14 protein-coding genes are annotated in these 16,464 nt (G+C 54.3%); all 14 read left to right on the plus strand.

Going from position 1 to position 16,464, the window contains the following annotated elements; all coding sequences use genetic code 11:
- Window positions 1-5: 5 nt before the first annotated feature.
- Window positions 6-1,946 (plus strand): aconitate hydratase, encoded by a 1,941-nt coding sequence (locus F3H20_RS10495; RefSeq protein WP_149734879.1) that lies wholly within the window; start codon window positions 6-8, stop codon window positions 1,944-1,946.
- Window positions 1,939-2,934 carry an isocitrate/isopropylmalate dehydrogenase family protein gene (locus F3H20_RS10500; RefSeq protein WP_149734880.1) on the plus strand — a complete coding sequence of 332 codons (996 nt, stop codon included), beginning with the start codon at window positions 1,939-1,941 and terminating at the stop codon, window positions 2,932-2,934. The genes F3H20_RS10495 and F3H20_RS10500 overlap by 8 nt, the downstream gene beginning before the upstream one ends.
- A gap of 618 nt (window positions 2,935-3,552) precedes the next feature.
- Window positions 3,553-4,212 carry an L-serine ammonia-lyase, iron-sulfur-dependent subunit beta gene (sdaAB, locus tag F3H20_RS10505; RefSeq protein ID WP_149734881.1) on the plus strand — a complete coding sequence of 220 codons (660 nt, stop codon included), beginning with the start codon at window positions 3,553-3,555 and terminating at the stop codon, window positions 4,210-4,212.
- Window positions 4,213-4,225: 13 nt separating this feature from the next.
- Window positions 4,226-5,086 (plus strand): L-serine ammonia-lyase, iron-sulfur-dependent, subunit alpha, encoded by an 861-nt coding sequence (sdaAA, locus tag F3H20_RS10510; protein WP_149734882.1) that lies wholly within the window; start codon window positions 4,226-4,228, stop codon window positions 5,084-5,086.
- A 278-nt stretch (window positions 5,087-5,364) separates the two neighbouring features.
- Window positions 5,365-6,027 (plus strand): TerC family protein, encoded by a 663-nt coding sequence (locus F3H20_RS10515; RefSeq protein ID WP_149734883.1) that lies wholly within the window; start codon window positions 5,365-5,367, stop codon window positions 6,025-6,027.
- Between the two features lie 468 nt (window positions 6,028-6,495).
- Window positions 6,496-7,134 carry an ABC transporter permease gene (locus tag F3H20_RS10520; protein ID WP_149734884.1) on the plus strand — a complete coding sequence of 213 codons (639 nt, stop codon included), beginning with the start codon at window positions 6,496-6,498 and terminating at the stop codon, window positions 7,132-7,134.
- A 30-nt stretch (window positions 7,135-7,164) separates the two neighbouring features.
- Entirely contained in the window at window positions 7,165-8,085 is a 921-nt protein-coding gene (locus F3H20_RS10525; protein ID WP_091748530.1) for a glycine betaine ABC transporter substrate-binding protein, read from the plus strand.
- A 91-nt stretch (window positions 8,086-8,176) separates the two neighbouring features.
- Window positions 8,177-9,154, plus strand: a complete 978-nt coding sequence (locus tag F3H20_RS10530) for an ABC transporter ATP-binding protein (protein ID WP_091748533.1) — start codon at window positions 8,177-8,179, stop codon at window positions 9,152-9,154.
- An 18-nt stretch (window positions 9,155-9,172) separates the two neighbouring features.
- Entirely contained in the window at window positions 9,173-9,844 is a 672-nt protein-coding gene (locus tag F3H20_RS10535) for an ABC transporter permease (RefSeq protein WP_149734885.1), read from the plus strand.
- 18 nt (window positions 9,845-9,862) lie between these two features.
- Entirely contained in the window at window positions 9,863-11,512 is a 1,650-nt protein-coding gene (locus F3H20_RS10540; protein WP_223191725.1) for a urocanate hydratase, read from the plus strand.
- 14 nt (window positions 11,513-11,526) lie between these two features.
- On the plus strand, window positions 11,527-12,915 hold the full coding sequence (gene allB, locus F3H20_RS10545; RefSeq protein WP_149734886.1) for an allantoinase AllB: 1,389 nt from the start codon (window positions 11,527-11,529) through the stop codon (window positions 12,913-12,915).
- The gene (locus F3H20_RS10550; protein ID WP_149734887.1) at window positions 12,908-13,612 is read left to right on the plus strand and encodes an AroM family protein; all 705 of its coding nucleotides are present in this window, start codon (window positions 12,908-12,910) and stop codon (window positions 13,610-13,612) included. The genes allB and F3H20_RS10550 overlap by 8 nt, the downstream gene beginning before the upstream one ends.
- A gap of 21 nt (window positions 13,613-13,633) precedes the next feature.
- A complete protein-coding gene (locus F3H20_RS10555) occupies window positions 13,634-14,902 on the plus strand; it encodes a Zn-dependent hydrolase (RefSeq protein ID WP_149734888.1) in 1,269 nt (422 codons plus the stop codon).
- Window positions 14,903-14,906: 4 nt separating this feature from the next.
- Window positions 14,907-16,442 (plus strand): amidohydrolase family protein, encoded by a 1,536-nt coding sequence (locus tag F3H20_RS10560; protein WP_149734889.1) that lies wholly within the window; start codon window positions 14,907-14,909, stop codon window positions 16,440-16,442.
- The last annotated feature ends 22 nt before the right edge of the window (window positions 16,443-16,464 follow it).

The following is a 16,464-nucleotide window of genomic DNA, read 5'->3' on the forward strand; positions in this document are numbered from 1 at the left end:
ATATTATGAAGCAAACGATGACCGCCAAAATCATTGGCAGCCATCTGGTAAGCGGCAAGATGGTGGCCGGCGAGGAAATCGGCATCCGCATTGATCAGACGCTGACCCAGGATTCCACCGGAACGATGGCCTATCTGCAACTGGAAGCCATGAACATTCCCCGGGTAAAAACCAAGCTGTCCGTTGCCTATATTGATCACAATACACTGCAGACCGGCTATGAGAACGCCGACGATCATTTATTCATTCAGACTGTGGCCGCCAAGCATGGCATCGTGTTTTCCAAACCGGGCAACGGCATCTGTCATCAGGTGAATGTGGAACGTTTCGGCCGGCCGGGCTGGACACTCTTAGGTTCGGACAGTCATACGCCGACCGGCGGCGGCATCGGCATGCTGGCCATTGGTGCCGGCGGGCTGGATGTGGCGGTAGCGATGGCCGGCGGTGCCTACTACTTAAAAATGCCCAAGGTCTGCCGGGTGGAACTGACCGGCAAGCTGCAGCCCTGGGTGAGCGGCAAGGATATCATCCTGGAGCTTTTACGGCGGCTCAGTGTAAAAGGCGGCACCGGCCGGGTGTTTGAATATACCGGTGAAGGCGCGGCCCGTCTGACGGTGCCCGAACGGGCCACTATCACTAACATGGGGGCCGAACTGGGGGCCACCACCTCGCTGTTTGCCAGCGATGAAATGACCCGCGCCTTTTTGGCGGCTCAGGGCCGCGAAGCCGACTGGACTGCGCTGGCGCCTGACGAAGGGGCCGAATATGACGAGACTGTGGTTATCAATTTGGACGAGCTGCAGCCGCTGGTGGCCAAGCCGCACAGTCCGGACAATGTAGCCCCCGTAGCCGAACTGGCCGGCAGCAAGGTCGATCAGGTAGCTATTGGCAGCTGTACCAACTCGTCCTATCTGGATTTAATAAAAGTGGCGAAAATACTGGAAGGCAAGCAGGTGCACCCGGACGTGTCCCTGGTTATTGCCCCCGGTTCCCGCCAGGTGCTGGGGATGCTGGCCGACAGCGGCGCTCTCAGCGTATTGCTGCGCGCCGGCGCCCGTATCCTGGAATGCGCCTGTGGTCCCTGCATCGGTATGGGACAGTCGCCTAAATCAGGCGGGGTATCCTTACGGACCTTTAACCGCAACTTTGAAGGCCGCAGCGGTACGCCTGACGCCAAGGTGTATCTGGTCAGCCCGGAAGTGGCGGCGGTGAGCGCCCTTACCGGTACAATCACCGATCCGCGCACCTTTGGGGCAGCGCCTGTTGCCGTTATGCCGGATAAGTTTATTTCCGACGACAACCTGCTTGTTTTTCCGCCGGCTGACGGACAGGCTGTGGAAGTGGTCCGCGGACCCAATATCAAGCCCTTCCCCAAAGCGCAGCCGCCGGCTGAATCACTGCGGGCGCCGGTGCTCCTGAAAGTGGGCGACAATATTACGACCGACCATATTATGCCCTCCCATGCCAGCCTGCTGCCTTATCGTTCCAACATTCCCCATCTGGCCAAGTACTGCTTCAGCGGGGTGGATTCTTCCTTTCCGGAACGGGCGTTACAGGCTCAGGGCGGCATTATTGTCGGCGGCAATAATTACGGTCAGGGCTCCAGCCGGGAGCATGCGGCTCTCGCTCCGCTCTATTTGGGCATCAAAGCGGTACTGGTCCAGTCCTTCGCCCGTATTCACCGGGCCAACCTGGTTAACTTCGGTATTGTGCCGCTCTTGTTTGCCGACAGTGCCGACTATGCCGGAATCAGCCTGAATGACGAACTGGTTATTGAAAACCTTCGTGACCAGTTGAGTGCGGCTACCGTGCTGACGGTGCGCAATGTAACGACAGGCAAGGACATTCCGGTCAAGTGGGAAGCCACCGAACGGGAACGGCAGATCATTCTGGCTGGCGGGCTCTTAAACTACACCAGACAGGCAGGAGGTGTGGGCCGTGCGTAAAGTTACTTTAATTCCCGGCGACGGCGTCGGACCGGAAATTGCCCAGGCTGTGCAGTCAATTTTGGCTGCCGCTAAAGCGCCGGTAGTCTGGGATATCTGCCAGGCCGGACAAGCCGGTATCGATCAGGCGGGCGAACCGCTGCCGGAAGCGACGCTGGCCAGCATTCGCGCCAACGGTTTGGCTCTCAAGGGACCGTTGACTACTCAGATCGGCAAGGGTTACCGCAGCATTAACGTGACGCTGCGTCAGACCTTCGACCTGTACTGCAATTTACGCCCGGTAAAATCACTGGCTGGTATCGGCAGCCGCTATGAAGGGGTCGATTTGGTCATTTTCCGCGAAAATACAGAAGATCTCTATGCCGGTGTGGAACACAAAGTGGGAGCCGATGCCGCTGAATCAATTAAAATCATTACCCGCAAGGCGTCGCTGCGCATTGCCGAGGCGGCGTTTGCCTACGCGGTAAAACATAGCCGCAAGAAAGTAACGGCTGTGCATAAAGCTAATATTATGAAACTGTCCGACGGCCTGTTCCTGGAGTGTGCCAGGGAAGTGGCCGCCCGGTATCCGCAAATCACCTACGAAGAGGTCATTGTAGACAATATGTGCATGCAGCTTGTCATTCGCCCGCAAAGCTATGATGTGCTGCTGGCGCCTAATCTCTACGGCGACATTATCTCCGACCTGTGCGCCGGCTTGGCCGGCGGACTGGGCGTAGTGCCCGGGGCCAATATCGGTACGGAATGCGCCATTTTTGAAGCCGTTCATGGCACGGCGCCGGACATTGCCGGCAAAAATATTGTCAATCCGGTGGCTATGCTGCTTTCCGGGCTGATGCTGCTGGAGCATATCGGCGAAACGGCTATTGCCGGCCGGATTCGGGCCGCTGTGGAGCGGGTTATTGCCGAAGGCAAAACGGTGACTCCCGATATCGGCGGGACGGCATCCACCGTGGAAATGACCGAAGCAATAATCAAATTACTGTAATATTGCGCAACCAATGAGGGGCTGTTTCACTAAGAAAAGGTGTAACAGCCTTGTTTGTTCCCTGTTCGGCCGTTACGGAAAAAGGCGGTCCGCAGGATGAAAAAATAGTACCTTCCGTCAAGAAAATCCGACTGTTTGAGCGAAGCGAGTTTCGGATTTTTAGGAAGGTACTATTTTTTCAAGCTTTTTGGAGTTCAGGCCTAGTACCTTGTCGGTCTTAAAACAGTAGGAGAATGGCGAGATTATTTTTCGCAGCGCGAGGCGAAGGAAGGAGTCATACCGTTAGTATGCTGACTGACGACAACGAAGCGGTGCGGAAAATAGACCGCCAGTATTCACTGGATTAAGGCTGATAAGGTACTAGCCTTTTGGGTCCCTTTGTGGCAATGACAAAGGGACGACAAACTATTTCTCCACACATACGGGCTGTTTAAATAAGAAAATAATTGGGTGATAGTCTCTTTTGGCATAGAGCAATAATTTCGAGTTAAATCGGATATAACTGTGAATAGGGATTGGCAGGCCAACAGGAATTTTTCACCTGTCCGTAGAACTATCCATGAACAAAGGACAAAATGGCGTAAATGCGGCAAAAAGGGTCGCGCAGGGGGAACAAATATGGGAGTACTTGATATTATCGGTCCGATTATGATCGGCCCCTCCAGCTCGCATACGGCGGGCGCTGCCCGGTTGGGGAACATGGCCCGCACCATACTGGGCGAGGAGCCAGTCAGGGCGACCATCCAATTATACGGCTCCTTTGCCCGGACGTATAAGGGGCACGGTACCGACAAGGCGCTGGTGGCCGGTCTAATGGGCCTTTCGCCGGAGGACCCGGCGATTAAGACCGCCTTGGACCGGGCTGCCCGGTCGGCTCTGCAGGTTGTATTCACCAGGGAGGACGGGCAGGACTGCCATCCTAACACCGTTAAGTTCCTATTGGAAGGCGAGTCGGGCCGGAAGGTGGCTGTTACGGGGGCCTCCACCGGCGGCGGACGGATTGTCATCAGCAAAATTGATGGCTACGAGGTGGAATGCACCGGTGAATATTATACATTGATTGCCGTGTACCAGGATAAGCCGGGAATTGTGGCGGCGGTTACCCAAATCCTGGCCCAGCATGAGGTCAATATCGCCTTTATGAAAGTGTCCCGCAAGCAAAAGGGTGCCCAGGCGTTAATGATTCTGGAAGCGGACCAGCCGATTACCGAAGATGTCATCGCTGCGGTGGACAGGCTGCCTGCCATGGAGTCGGCGCTGCTGGTGAAGCCGCTATGAGGGAGGAAACAAGATGAATTATGGATATATTGCCGACCTGGTTTCGCTGGCCACCGAACGGAAACAGCAGTTGTCGGATATTGTGCTGGCAACCGAGACGGCGAACAGTGACTATCCAGCCGCCTATTTCTGGGAAGCCATGCGGGAGCGGTATGGCGTTATGAGGGAAGCCGCCATTAGCGGGCTTAAGCTACGGGAAAAATCAGCCAGCGGCATGGTCGGTGGCGATGCCGCCCTGCTGGCCGGCGATGACCTGTTTTTGGGACCGGTTGTTACTAAGACGGCCGCTTATGCGATTGCCATTAGTGAGGTAAACGCCAGCATGGGCCGGATTGTCGCCTGCCCGACCGCCGGGTCCTGTGGCATTGTTCCCGGTGCTATCCTGGCGGTCTGCGAATGTCTGGATTATCCGGAGGAAGCCGCCATCCGGGCTTTATTTACTGCCGCCGGCATTGGGGAAGTGGTTGCTAAAAACGCCACGGTAGCCGGCGCTGTGGGCGGCTGCCAGGCCGAGTGCGGCACGGCAGCCGCGATGGCGGCAGCGGCCGTAGTGGAATTGCGGGGCGGGACGGCCTACCAGTCGGCCCAGGCCGTAGCCCTGGCTCTCAAAAATATGCTGGGTCTTGTCTGTGACCCGGTGGCCGGTCTGGTGGAGGTCCCCTGCGTGAAACGCAACGGCTTTGCCGCCGTCCATGCTTTGCTGGCGGCACAACTGGCTTTGGCAGGAGTGGAAAGCGTGATTCCGGCCGATGAGGTCATTGCAGCCATGTACCGGATTGGCCTGGATCTGCCGAGTTCACTGAAGGAAACGTCCGAAGGTGGCTTGGCGAAAACGCCGACGGGTCAAAAGATCAACGAACGCTTGCTAAGCTAGGTATCCTTGACGGGGCAGTGCTTGGAGCAAAGAGAGGCACCCGGCTTGACAAAAAAAGTAAAGCGGTATAAAATATATTCAAGTGCATATTTTCAAGGGGAGTAACCTTAAAAATAAAGTCGTCAGTTCGGTGTCAAGCACCCGGCTTTATTTGCATCTATTGCTGGTAAGACCTTGCCTAACTATTTTAGTAGGCAAGGTTTTTTATTTTATCATCGGGTAAACTAGGGCGTGTGTTCGGATAGTTTGAATGCACGCCTAACAAGGAGGCTATATTAATGGAACATTTTTTTACAATGGAAACCTTGTGGAATTTGGCGGCAATTGTATTTATTGATTTAATTCTGGCCGGTGACAATGCTCTGGTTATCGGCATGGCGGCGCGGAATCTGCCGCGAGGACAGCAGAAGAGGGCAATCTTCTGGGGCACCTTCGGCGCAATTTTTATCCGGGCCGTATCCACCCTGGTAGTGGTCTGGCTGCTGCGCATACCGGCACTGATGATCACCGGCGGCGCGCTGCTGCTATGGATCGCCTATAAGCTGATTGTGGAGGAGAAGCAGCATGAGGTGGACGCACCGTCCGGTATGGGCGCTGCCATCCGGACCATTGTGGTTGCCGACGGCGTAATGGGCATTGACAATGTCATGGGTATTGCCGGCGTGGCTCACGGCAATATGCTGCTGGTATTGATCGGTATCGGCATTACCATTCCAATCATTATCTGGGGCAGTACGGTATTTATTAAGCTGATTGAGCGGTATCCCTGGCTGATCTATGCCGGCGGCGGGATTCTAGCCTGGACGGCTGGCGGCATGATCAGCGGCGACTCCCTCCTGACCGGTCATGTGGCCGTTACTTCCACTATGAAGTGGGGTGTACAGCTTGTTTTGACCGTTGGTCTTTTGGGTGTGGCCTGGCGGCAAAAACAGGCCGGTTAACAGAAGAAGAGATAAAGCGGTTACCATCTGTTGACGCAGGGCTGTCCTTATGATATTGTAAATAGCAATAAGCTGATCAATCACTTGAAGGCTGAGAGACCCTGAACCGGGTTTTCTCAGCCTTTTTTGCCAGGAGCGTTTCGGATAGTTTGAAAACATGCCCTAGCTCGGCTGGAAGTGGCATGTGGCGCCCTGCTTTGGCGTATAGTGTATAACAGCATCCATGGAAGGTTTTAGAAAATATCATAATCATGATTGACAACCTTTGTAATTAAACGTATAATGACCGTATAATAATTGATAAAAACAATTTGCTAATTATCATATTGTGATAATTAATAAATTGTATAGTTGAATAAGTTGACCAGACCACTGGAGGCTGAGGAACGCTGTAATGCATGCATTGCGGTGTACTTAGCCTTTTTGTCTTTATTTGAAGCTAATCTTTTTGGGAAGGGAGCGTGGCTGATGTATCAGGCGATTCTAGAGTATTTATCCCGCAACTGGGATAAGTATGTGGAAGCGGTCAACATACATATTGGCATTAGTCTGGCTGCTATGACGATCAGCATACTGCTGGCGGTGCCTCTTGGTATTTTATGCAGTAAAAAAGGCAGACTGTCGCTGCCGGTTATGAATACTTTTAATATGCTTCGCATTATTCCGAGCCTGGCCGTCCTCGTGCTGGTTATGCCGATCCTGGGGACAGGATTTAAGCCGGCATTGCTGGCGCTTACCTTACTGGCTATTCCGCCGGTGCTGATCAACGCCTATCTGGGCTTCAAAAGCATCAGCCCCGCCGTTATCGAAAGTGCCTGCGCCATGGGGATGGGGGCGGCAAGAATTCTTTTTACGATTGAATTTCCGCTGGCCCTGCCGCTGATCATAACGGGGATACGCACGGCCTGCATTGAAGTCATAGCCAGTGCCACACTGGCTTCGTATATCGGGGCCGGCGGGCTGGGTGACTTTATTTTTACCGGTCTCGGGCTGAACGATATGCGGATACTGCTCATCGGGGGCATCAGCGTAGCTGTGTTGTCCGTCTGTGCCGAGTTGTCGCTGGCCTTGATTTATCAGGGCGTCACAAGATATCAGAGAAATTAACTAAACTGAAATGAAAAGGGAGAGGATGCTATGTTTGGCAAAAAAGCAAAAACACTGATTGGCTCTATTCTAACCTTGGGTGTGCTGGCCCTGGGATTAACCGGCTGTGGCGGTGAGAAAGCGGCCGATAGCAAAGCGGCGGCCGGCAAGCCGACCATTAAAGTCGGTTCCAAGGATTTTACCGAATCGTTGATCTTAGGAGAACTGTATGCCCTGGCGCTGGAAAAGCAGGGGTATAAGGTGGAAAGAAAACTGAACCTGGGCAGTGCCATTGTACATGATTCTTTGGTGAATGGTGACATTGATTTTTATCCCGAGTATACGGGAACCGGTCTCTTAAGTGTTCTGAAGGAAGCTCCCCTGTTTGATTCCAAGCAAGTATATGACGAAGTGAGTGCCAAATATAAAGAAAAATTTAAGCTGATCTGGTTGAATCCTTCGACAGCCAATGATTCGCAAGGCCTGGTTATCGCTAAACGGGCAGCCGACAAATACGGCATCCGCACCATTTCGGATCTGCAAAAGCATGCAGCCGATATCCGGTTTGCTTCGCAGGGGCAGTTTGATGAACGGGAAGACGGTCTGCCGGCATTGACCAAAGCCTATGGTGAGTTTAAGTTTAAGGAACGGAAACTGTATGATAATGGCCTGAAATACGATGTGCTGCATAATGATGAAGCCGATGTAGCCGTAGCGTATACGACGGAAGGACAACTGAGCAAAGATGAGTTTGTTGTACTGGAAGATGACAAGCATGTATGGCCGCCTTATAATATTGCGCCGGTTATCCGCCAGGATGTGCTGGAAAAGAATCCGGAAATTAAGGATATTCTCAATAAGGTTACGGCGGCTATCGACAATAAGACCATTATTAAGCTGAATGCCGAAGTGGATATTAACAAGCGGGAATATACGGAAGTGGCCAAGGAGTTTTTTGAGCAACTGAAATAAAGTTGTTGGATAAATAGAAGAAAGCTGCCGGAATCGTACCCGGCAGCCATTTCTTCTATTCCTTTGTTACAGGAAAAGGAGGAGACGGAATTTGGATAGAACAGCCATCGAATTCCAGAAGGTAAGCAAACAATATCCCCACACGTCGCAGTATGCGGTCAGAGAGGTCAGCGCCCGTATTCCGGAAGGCAGTTTTATCACTATTTTAGGAACCTCCGGCTCAGGCAAGACAACCTTCTTAAAAATGATTAACCGGATCTACGAGCCAACTTCCGGTGATATTTTGTTTTTTGGCGAAAGCATCAAACAGTTAAAAGTGGAAGAGTACCGGCGGAAGATTGGTTATGTCATCCAGCAGATTGGTTTATTTCCCCATATGACGATTGAGGAAAATATTGCAACCGTGCCTACCATACTCAACTGGGATAAAAAACGTATTGCCCGGCGGGTGGAAGAATTGCTGGAACTGGTGGGCCTGGTACCGCAGGATTACAAAAAACGGTATCCCCGGCAGCTCTCGGGCGGACAGCAGCAGCGGGTAGGGCTGGCCCGGGCTATGGCGGCCGATCCGGCCATTATGTTAATGGACGAACCGTTCGGCGCCATCGACGCTATCACCCGGCAGACGCTGCAGGACGAGCTGCTGCGGATTCAAAAAAAGCTTCACAAAACCATATTGTTTGTTACCCATGATATCGGCGAGGCTTTTAAGCTGGGAGACCAGGTGATTATTATGCATAATGGGGAAATTCAGCAGTTTGACACACCCTATAACATTCTGTTACGGCCGGCCAACGAATATGTAGCCCGGCTGGTTTCCACGGAAGACACGCTGCAGCAGCTAAAGGTGGTGACGGCAAAAAGCGCCATGACGGCAGTGCAGGAGCCGCATCACCATCCCGTAGGGCGGGTACGGCAGGATGTGTCGCTTTATGCCGTATTGACATGCCTGCTGGAGAGCGCTCAGCCTTACGTACTGGTAGAGGATGAAGCGGGGAACGTGATCGGTAAGATCACCTGGGATGAACTGAAAGTAAAGAATAAGCGGCAGACCTCGGTATCTGCTTGAACAGGCAGGTGATACAGCGTGTGGACCTATTTCATGAAATATTATCAGCAAATATTGCTGCTGCTGGGAGAACACATTCTGATTGTTGTGCTCAGTGTCGGCATTTCCCTGGTGCTCGCCATACCGATTGCTCTGCTTGTCGCCCGCTCCAAGTGGTTGTCGACAGGCGCCCTGTCCTTTTTTGGCGTCATCTATTCCATCCCCAGCCTGGCGTTATTTTCTTTCCTGATTCCTCTCTTTGGTTTAGGGAAAACCACCGCCATTGTAGTGCTGGTCCTCTATAACCAGTACATACTGGTCCGCAATATCCTGGCCGGCTTCCAGTCGATTGATCCGGCCATTATCGAAGCAGGCAAAGGCATGGGGCTTGACGCGCGGCGGCTGTTTTTTATGATTGAGCTGCCGCTGGCCTTACCGATTATTTTAGGCGGCGTAAGGATCGCCACCGTTTCCACCATCGGCATTGCCACTATTGCGGCAGTCATTCATGCCGGCGGACTGGGCGTCTTACTGTTTGATGGCTTACGGATGAATTATCTGCCTAAAATTCTTTGGGGCACGGTGCTGTCGTCAGGCTTGGCGTATCTTGGCAATCAGGGAGTGTTGGCGTTGGAACGGCGGGCTTTTAAGCGAACTCAGGGGGAGGACCGGCCAAGTACGCTGCAAAACATGAGCGTATTGGACAGGTAAATGTAAAAGAGGTGGCTAATGATGACATTGATTCAGGCAGCACGGGGTACTCAGCTGCGCTGTAAAGGCTGGCGGCAGGAAGCGCTGCTGCGCATGCTGGAGAACGTTCTGGAAAACGGGGAAAATCAAAAAGAATTGCTGGTCTATGCGGCCCTGGCCAAAGCGGCGCGGGACTGGCCTTCTTATGAGGCCATCGTAAAGGCATTGCGGACTATGGAAGAAGATGAGACTCTTGTTATTCAGTCGGGCAAGCCAATCGGGCTGTTTAAAACCCACGCCTTTGCCCCGCTGGTGTTAATGGCAAACTGCAATATGGTGGGCAAGTGGGCGACCAGCGATAATTTTTATAAATGGCAGCAGGAAGGCCTGATCATCTGGGGCGGCCTGACGGCAGCCGACTGGCAGTATATCGGCTCACAGGGAGTACTGCAGGGAACGTACGAAATTTTTGCGACCATTGGCCGCCAGCATTTTAATCATGACTTGCGCGGCCGCTTTATTTTGACGGCCGGACTGGGGGGCATGGGCGGTTCGCAGCCGCTGGCCGGGGTGATGGCCAAGGCGGCCATATTGGCGGTGGAAGTCAACGAGGCCCGGATTGATAAACGGATAGCCGCCGGTTATTTGCAGCAAAAAACCGACAGCCTGGATGCTGCCCTGGCTATCATCCGGGAGGCCATAGAACGTAAAGAACCCGTATCGGTGGGACTGTTGGGCAATGCGGCCGAAGTGTACCCCGAATTGCTCCGGCGGGGCATTATTCCCGATATCGTTACTGATCAAACGGCCGCCCATGATCTGGTGTATGGCTATATTCCCCGCGGGTATAGTTTGGAAGCGGCCGAGGCCCTGCGCCGGGATAACCCGGACCGGTTAAAAGCCGATGCCGGGGCGTCGATTGCGGCGGAAGTAAAAGCCATGCTGGCCTTTAAGGCTAAGGGGGCTGTGGTGTTTGACAATGGCAATAACATCCGGACGCAGGCCCGTGCCTACGGGGTGGAAGATGCTTTTTCCATCAGCATTTTTACCGAAGCCTTCTTGCGCCCGCTGTTTTGCCGGGCGATTGGACCGTTTCGCTGGATTGCCTTAACCGGCAATGCCGAAGATATCCGTATTATTGATGATTATATTTTAACCCATTTCGCCGACAACTCGATTGTAACCAACTGGATTGGATTAGCCCGCCAATATGTGCCTTTAGAAGGACTGCCGGCCAGGATCGGCTGGCTGGGACATGGCGAGCGAACCCGGTTGGCGCTGGCGGTCAATGCGATGGTGGCCGATGGCACGCTAAGCGGACCGGTGGCTTTTACCCGCGACCATTTGGATGCCGGTGCCATGGCACATCCCAACATTATGACCGAGCGAATGAAAGACGGCAGTGATGCCATAGCCGACTGGCCCTTGCTCAATGCTATGCTGAATTGCAGTTCCATGGCCGATTTGGTAGCCATCCATTCCGGTGGCGGCGGCTATGCGGGCTATATGACCAGTGCCGGTGTGACGCTTGTGGCTGACGGCAGTGAGGAAGCGGCTCTTCGTCTTAAGCTGACCCTGCAGAATGATACCGGACTAGGTGTTTTGCGGTATGCCGATGCCGGTTATGAAGAAGCTCTGGACGAGGCGGATAAGAAACAGATCCGGCGGATCAAACTGGAGCAGGCGTAAAGGAGAGAAAGCACGTGACCGTAGATTTGGTAATCAAACATGTTAAGGTGTATACCGAAGGCGGACTGCTGGCGGCGGGGATTGCCGTCCAGGCTGGTAAAATTGTAGCGATTGCCAGTGACGACTGCCTGCCGGAAGGAATCTCGAGTATTGACGGACAGGGGCGGTATTTGCTGCCTGGCGGTATTGATCCCCATGTTCATTTCCGTGATCCCGGCAAAACAGAGCGGGAAACCTTTCTGACCGGCACCATGGCGGCAGCGGCCGGCGGGGTAACCACGGTATGTGAGCACCCGATTTCCAGTCCGCCGCCTTATTCTGCCGAATTAATCCGTAACCGTATCAAAGTGGCGGCAGAGCAGGCCGTTGTGGATTTTGCCTTTTTTGGCGCTGCCGGGGCTGATAAGTTAGAGCATATACCCCAGGTTGCCCAGGAAGGCATTGTCGCTTTTAAAACCTTTTTCCATGAGCCGCCGGAAGGCCGGGAGGAGGAGTTTGCCGGGCTGACCATGGCGAATGATGCCGCTATTTACGCCGGTTTTCAGGCAGTGGCCAAAACGGGAAAAATTCTGGCCATTCATGCGGAGAACAACGATATCATTGCCGCCAGGATCAAGGAGCTCCGGGCTGCCGGCAAGCTAAAAGGACGGGATCATGCCCTTTCCCGGCCGCCGGTGAGCGAAATCGAGTCGGTAGGCAAGATATTGCTGCTGGCCCGGGAGTGCGGGACTAAGGTGCAGCTTTGTCATATTTCCACTCCTCAGGCGGCAGAGCTTGTCAAACAGGCGAAAGCCGACGGAGTAAAGGCTTATCTGGAGACCTGCCCGCATTATTTATTTTTGACCGACGACAAGCTGGAGGAGCTGGGGCCTTTTGCCAAGTGCAACCCTCCCTTGCGGAGCAGGGAATTGTCTGATGCCTTATGGCGCTATATTGATGACGGAACGGTTGATATGATTGGCAGCGACCACGGGCCCTTTTTGCCTGAAGAAAAAGAGATCGGTTTTCGCGATATCTTTGCGGCACCGGCCGGTTTTCCCGGTATTGATCTGCGGCTGCCCTTGCTGCTGGATGCGGTACATAAAGGCAGGCTCAGTCTGGACAGAATGGTGGAGCTGATCAGTACGGCCCCGGCTAAGCTATATGGCTTGTATCCGCAAAAGGGAGCCATCCGGATTGGCAGTGATGCCGATCTGGTGCTTGTGGATCTGGCGGCTGATTTTATTGTCGACCGTCGGCAGTCCTATTCCAAGTCGCGCGATACCGGGCGGGTATATGACGGCTGGAAGCTGAAAGGCCGTCCGGTCATGACGCTGGTCAGGGGGCGGGTTGTTATGGAGGAAGGCCGGGTTGACGAACAGGCTGCCCGCTGGGGAAGGCTGGTGACACCACGCAATGGCTAAAGAGGCGTTGCTAAGAGGAGCAAACAAAAAAATCGCACTCATACCCATTGGACAGTCGCCGCGCCCGGAAGTGGCTGCCGACTTTAAAAGCCTCTGGGGCTCCGCGGTAGATATTTTGGAAAGCGGCGCGCTTGACGGATTGTCGGCGGCAGAAATAAACGGACTCAGGCCCTGGTCTGGAGAAGCTGAATTGATTACCAGGCTGGCGGACGGGCAGATTGTATATGTCTCCCATCAGCGACTAATCCCCTATGTGGAAAAGGCGATAGCCCGAACGGTACGGCAGGGGGCGGAACTGGCGATGGTGCTGTGTACCGGTGATTTTAGCCCGGTAAAAGCCGAGGTGCCTGTGCTGGAACCTAACCGGGTTTTAGCCGGTGGCGTAGCAGGAGTACTGCCAGCAGGGGCTGCCGTTACCGTGCTGATTCCCACGGAAAGCCAGCGGGAAGAAGCGTGCGCGCGTTGGTCGGAGCGCGGTTTTAAGGTTGACCGGGTGCTCGTGTCCGCGCCGTTCGGCAAGGATGACACACTGATCGAGATGATTAAAAACGACCCGGTGATTCAGGCGTCGGCCGCGATCATCGGTGATTGCTTTGGTTTTGATTTGCATTGCCGGGAGTTAATTTCCCGGGTATACCCTAAACAGATTTTTATCCCCCGCCTGCTTATGGGGCATTTGCTGCTGGCGGTGTTATAGAACCATAAAAGGAGGGATTGGATGAAAGGCATCCAAATAGAACGGGTTCAGGCGATGATTGAACAATTGGCCGACTATGGCCGCAACGCTGACGGCAGTATTACCCGTCCTTCCTATGGGCCCGCTTATATGGCTGCCCAAGACTGGCTGGCTGAGGTCATGGGGCAGGCGGGAATGGAGGTAACCAGGGATGCGGTGGGGAATCTGACCGGAACCTACGCGGGACAGGAGCAAGCTCTGCCGGCCGTTATGACCGGCTCCCATTTGGATACTGTGCCGAACGGCGGCAGGCTGGACGGGGCGCTGGGGATTGTGGCAGCTATCGAGTGTGTACGTTCCTGGCAGGAGGCCGGCTGGCGCCCGTTGCGGCCGGTCAAGGTCCTGGCGACGATCGAGGAGGAAGGCAGCGTTTTCGGACTGGGCTGTTTTGGGGCAAGAGCGATGGCCGGGGAATTTGCCGGCAGCAGCCCCGACGATTTGCAGGATAAACACGGTCGCCGGCTTAGCGAATTTTTAAGCGACCAGGGCCTGCCGCCAAGTGCTCTGGTTGATGCCGTAATCGACAGCAGCCGGTATCATAGCTTTCTGGAGCTTCATATTGAGCAAGGCGAAGAACTTGATCTAAAGCAAAAGCCTTTTGCGTTAGTCACCGATATTGTCGGGATTGACCGGCACTGGATTACCTTGTCCGGCCAGGCCAATCATGCCGGGACTACCCGTATGGACCGGCGCCGGGACGCGCTGGTGGCTGCCGCCTGTTTGATTCAGCAGGTATATGAAGCGGCAATCGCTTCGAATGGCGGTTATGTGGCCACCATCGGTACGCTGACGGTGAGTCCCGGGGCCACCAACGTTATTCCGGGGGTAGTTAAGCTTAGAGTGGAAACCCGCGCGGCGGATAATGGCCGGCTGGAAGCGGCCCATACTCATTTGGCGGCACTGCTGGAAGCGGTAGGAAGACGCTACGGGGTCAAGGGAGTGATCAGCAAGCGCCATACCACACCGGCGATGCAGCTGCCGGAGGGTGTATTACAGGAGCTGCGGCTGGCTGTGGCGGCTGCCGGTTTTCCTCCGGCCGAGGAAATGCCAAGCTGGGCGGGACACGATGCGAAAATTTTGGCAGAGCACATTCCCAGCGGTATGATTTTTGTCCCCAGTATCAAGGGGATCAGCCATGCCCGGGAGGAAGAGACCTATTGGGAAGCGGCGGCTCAGGGAATTGAGGTATTGAACCAGGCGCTCAAACGATTGGCTTGCCAACGGGAGACGCTGGGGACAGGAGGCAAGTGAGACGATGAAAACGTTGGTTCGTGGTAAATATGTGATCACCGATGCGGCGGCCCGGGAAACCGGCATCATCGAAGACGGAGCCGTGCTGGTGGAAGGGAAATACGTACGGGCGACAGGCCGGTTTGCAGAGCTGCGGCAACTGCATCCGGAGGCTGCTGTGGTGGGCGATGGGCAGCAGTTGGTGCTGCCGGGGCTGATCGATGCCCATAGTCATGGCCGAGGGCTAAGTCCCCTGCAAAAGGGCGTGCCTAACGACTTTCTGGAAAATAACCTGTTTGACTGGGCCTTTATGCCTGTGCTCGACCCGGAATTGATTACCGCTTTGTGTGCTGTGCGGCATATCCGCAACGGATCTACCCTGATTCATAATAATGCCTTTGATACTACGGGATCTGGCGCGGCTGACCAGGCGGCAACGACGATCAAAGCATATCTGGCTACCGGTATCCGTCTGGCCTATTCTCCCGGTGTCAGAAATATAGACCGGCTTGTTTTGGATACGGACGGTTTTTTAGCGACACTGCCGGCGGAGCTGCGGGCTGTGGCAGAACCTTTGGCCCGGACGGACAGTAAACTAATAGAGGAAGAATATTTTGCCCTGTTTACCGAGCTATACCGTACCTATCAGTCGGAGGATACCCGTATTTTTCTAAGCCCCAGCTGGGCTCAGGCCTGTACGGCGGAGTTTTTGATTCGGGCGAAAGCAGAGGCAGACCGGCTGGGGAAAATTCCGATTCACATGCATTGCCTGCAAACCCCGGTTCAAAAGGCTTTTTCCCTGCGAAAATACGGTAAAACAGCAATTGCATATCTGGCGGACCTGGGACTGCTGGATGAAAACACCGTACTGGCTCACTCCATCTGGGTTACCCAAGAGGATATCCGGCTCATGGCTGAGCACAATGTGGCTGTTACCTCCCATCCCAGTTGCAATCTGGGAATGAGAAACGGGATCACGCCGGTGTATGAACTGCTGCGGCAGGGCATCCGGGTAGCTGTCGGCATGGATGATAAAACCATTAATGATGATGAAGATATCATCATGGAGCTGCGCATGATGCACAAGCTTCACCGGGTTCCCGGTTACCGCCTGGATACGCCGGCTCTGGATGCGTTTACCGTGCTGGAAATGGCGACAGGCCACGCCGCTTCGATGGTTGGTTTCGCCGGAAAGACCGGGGCTTTGCGGCCGGGGCTGCTGGCTGATCTGATTGTCGTCGATCTTGACCGAATGCTCAATTCGCCGTGGATGTCGGACCAAACAGGCATTGCCGATATCTTCATTCACCGGGCGCTGGGAACGGATGTGGCCAGTGTCATGATCGGCGGCCATCTGGTGATGGAAGACCGGAAGATCACGACGCTCGATGAAGAAGCCCTTTACCGGGAAGTGCGCAAAGCGGCGGACAAGGGGATTACGCCCGCCATGCGCCGTCAGGCGGAGACTTTGCAGCAACTGAAACCGTATTGTCAAAGCTGGTATAATGCCTGGCTGGAACCCGAGCAGCACGCCTTTTATCAGGTGAACAGCCGGCGTTAAATCAGGGGATAGACATTGGTTC

Origin of the sequence: Propionispora hippei DSM 15287, assembly GCF_900141835.1 — a bacterium.
GTDB lineage: Bacteria > Bacillota > Negativicutes > Propionisporales > Propionisporaceae > Propionispora > Propionispora hippei.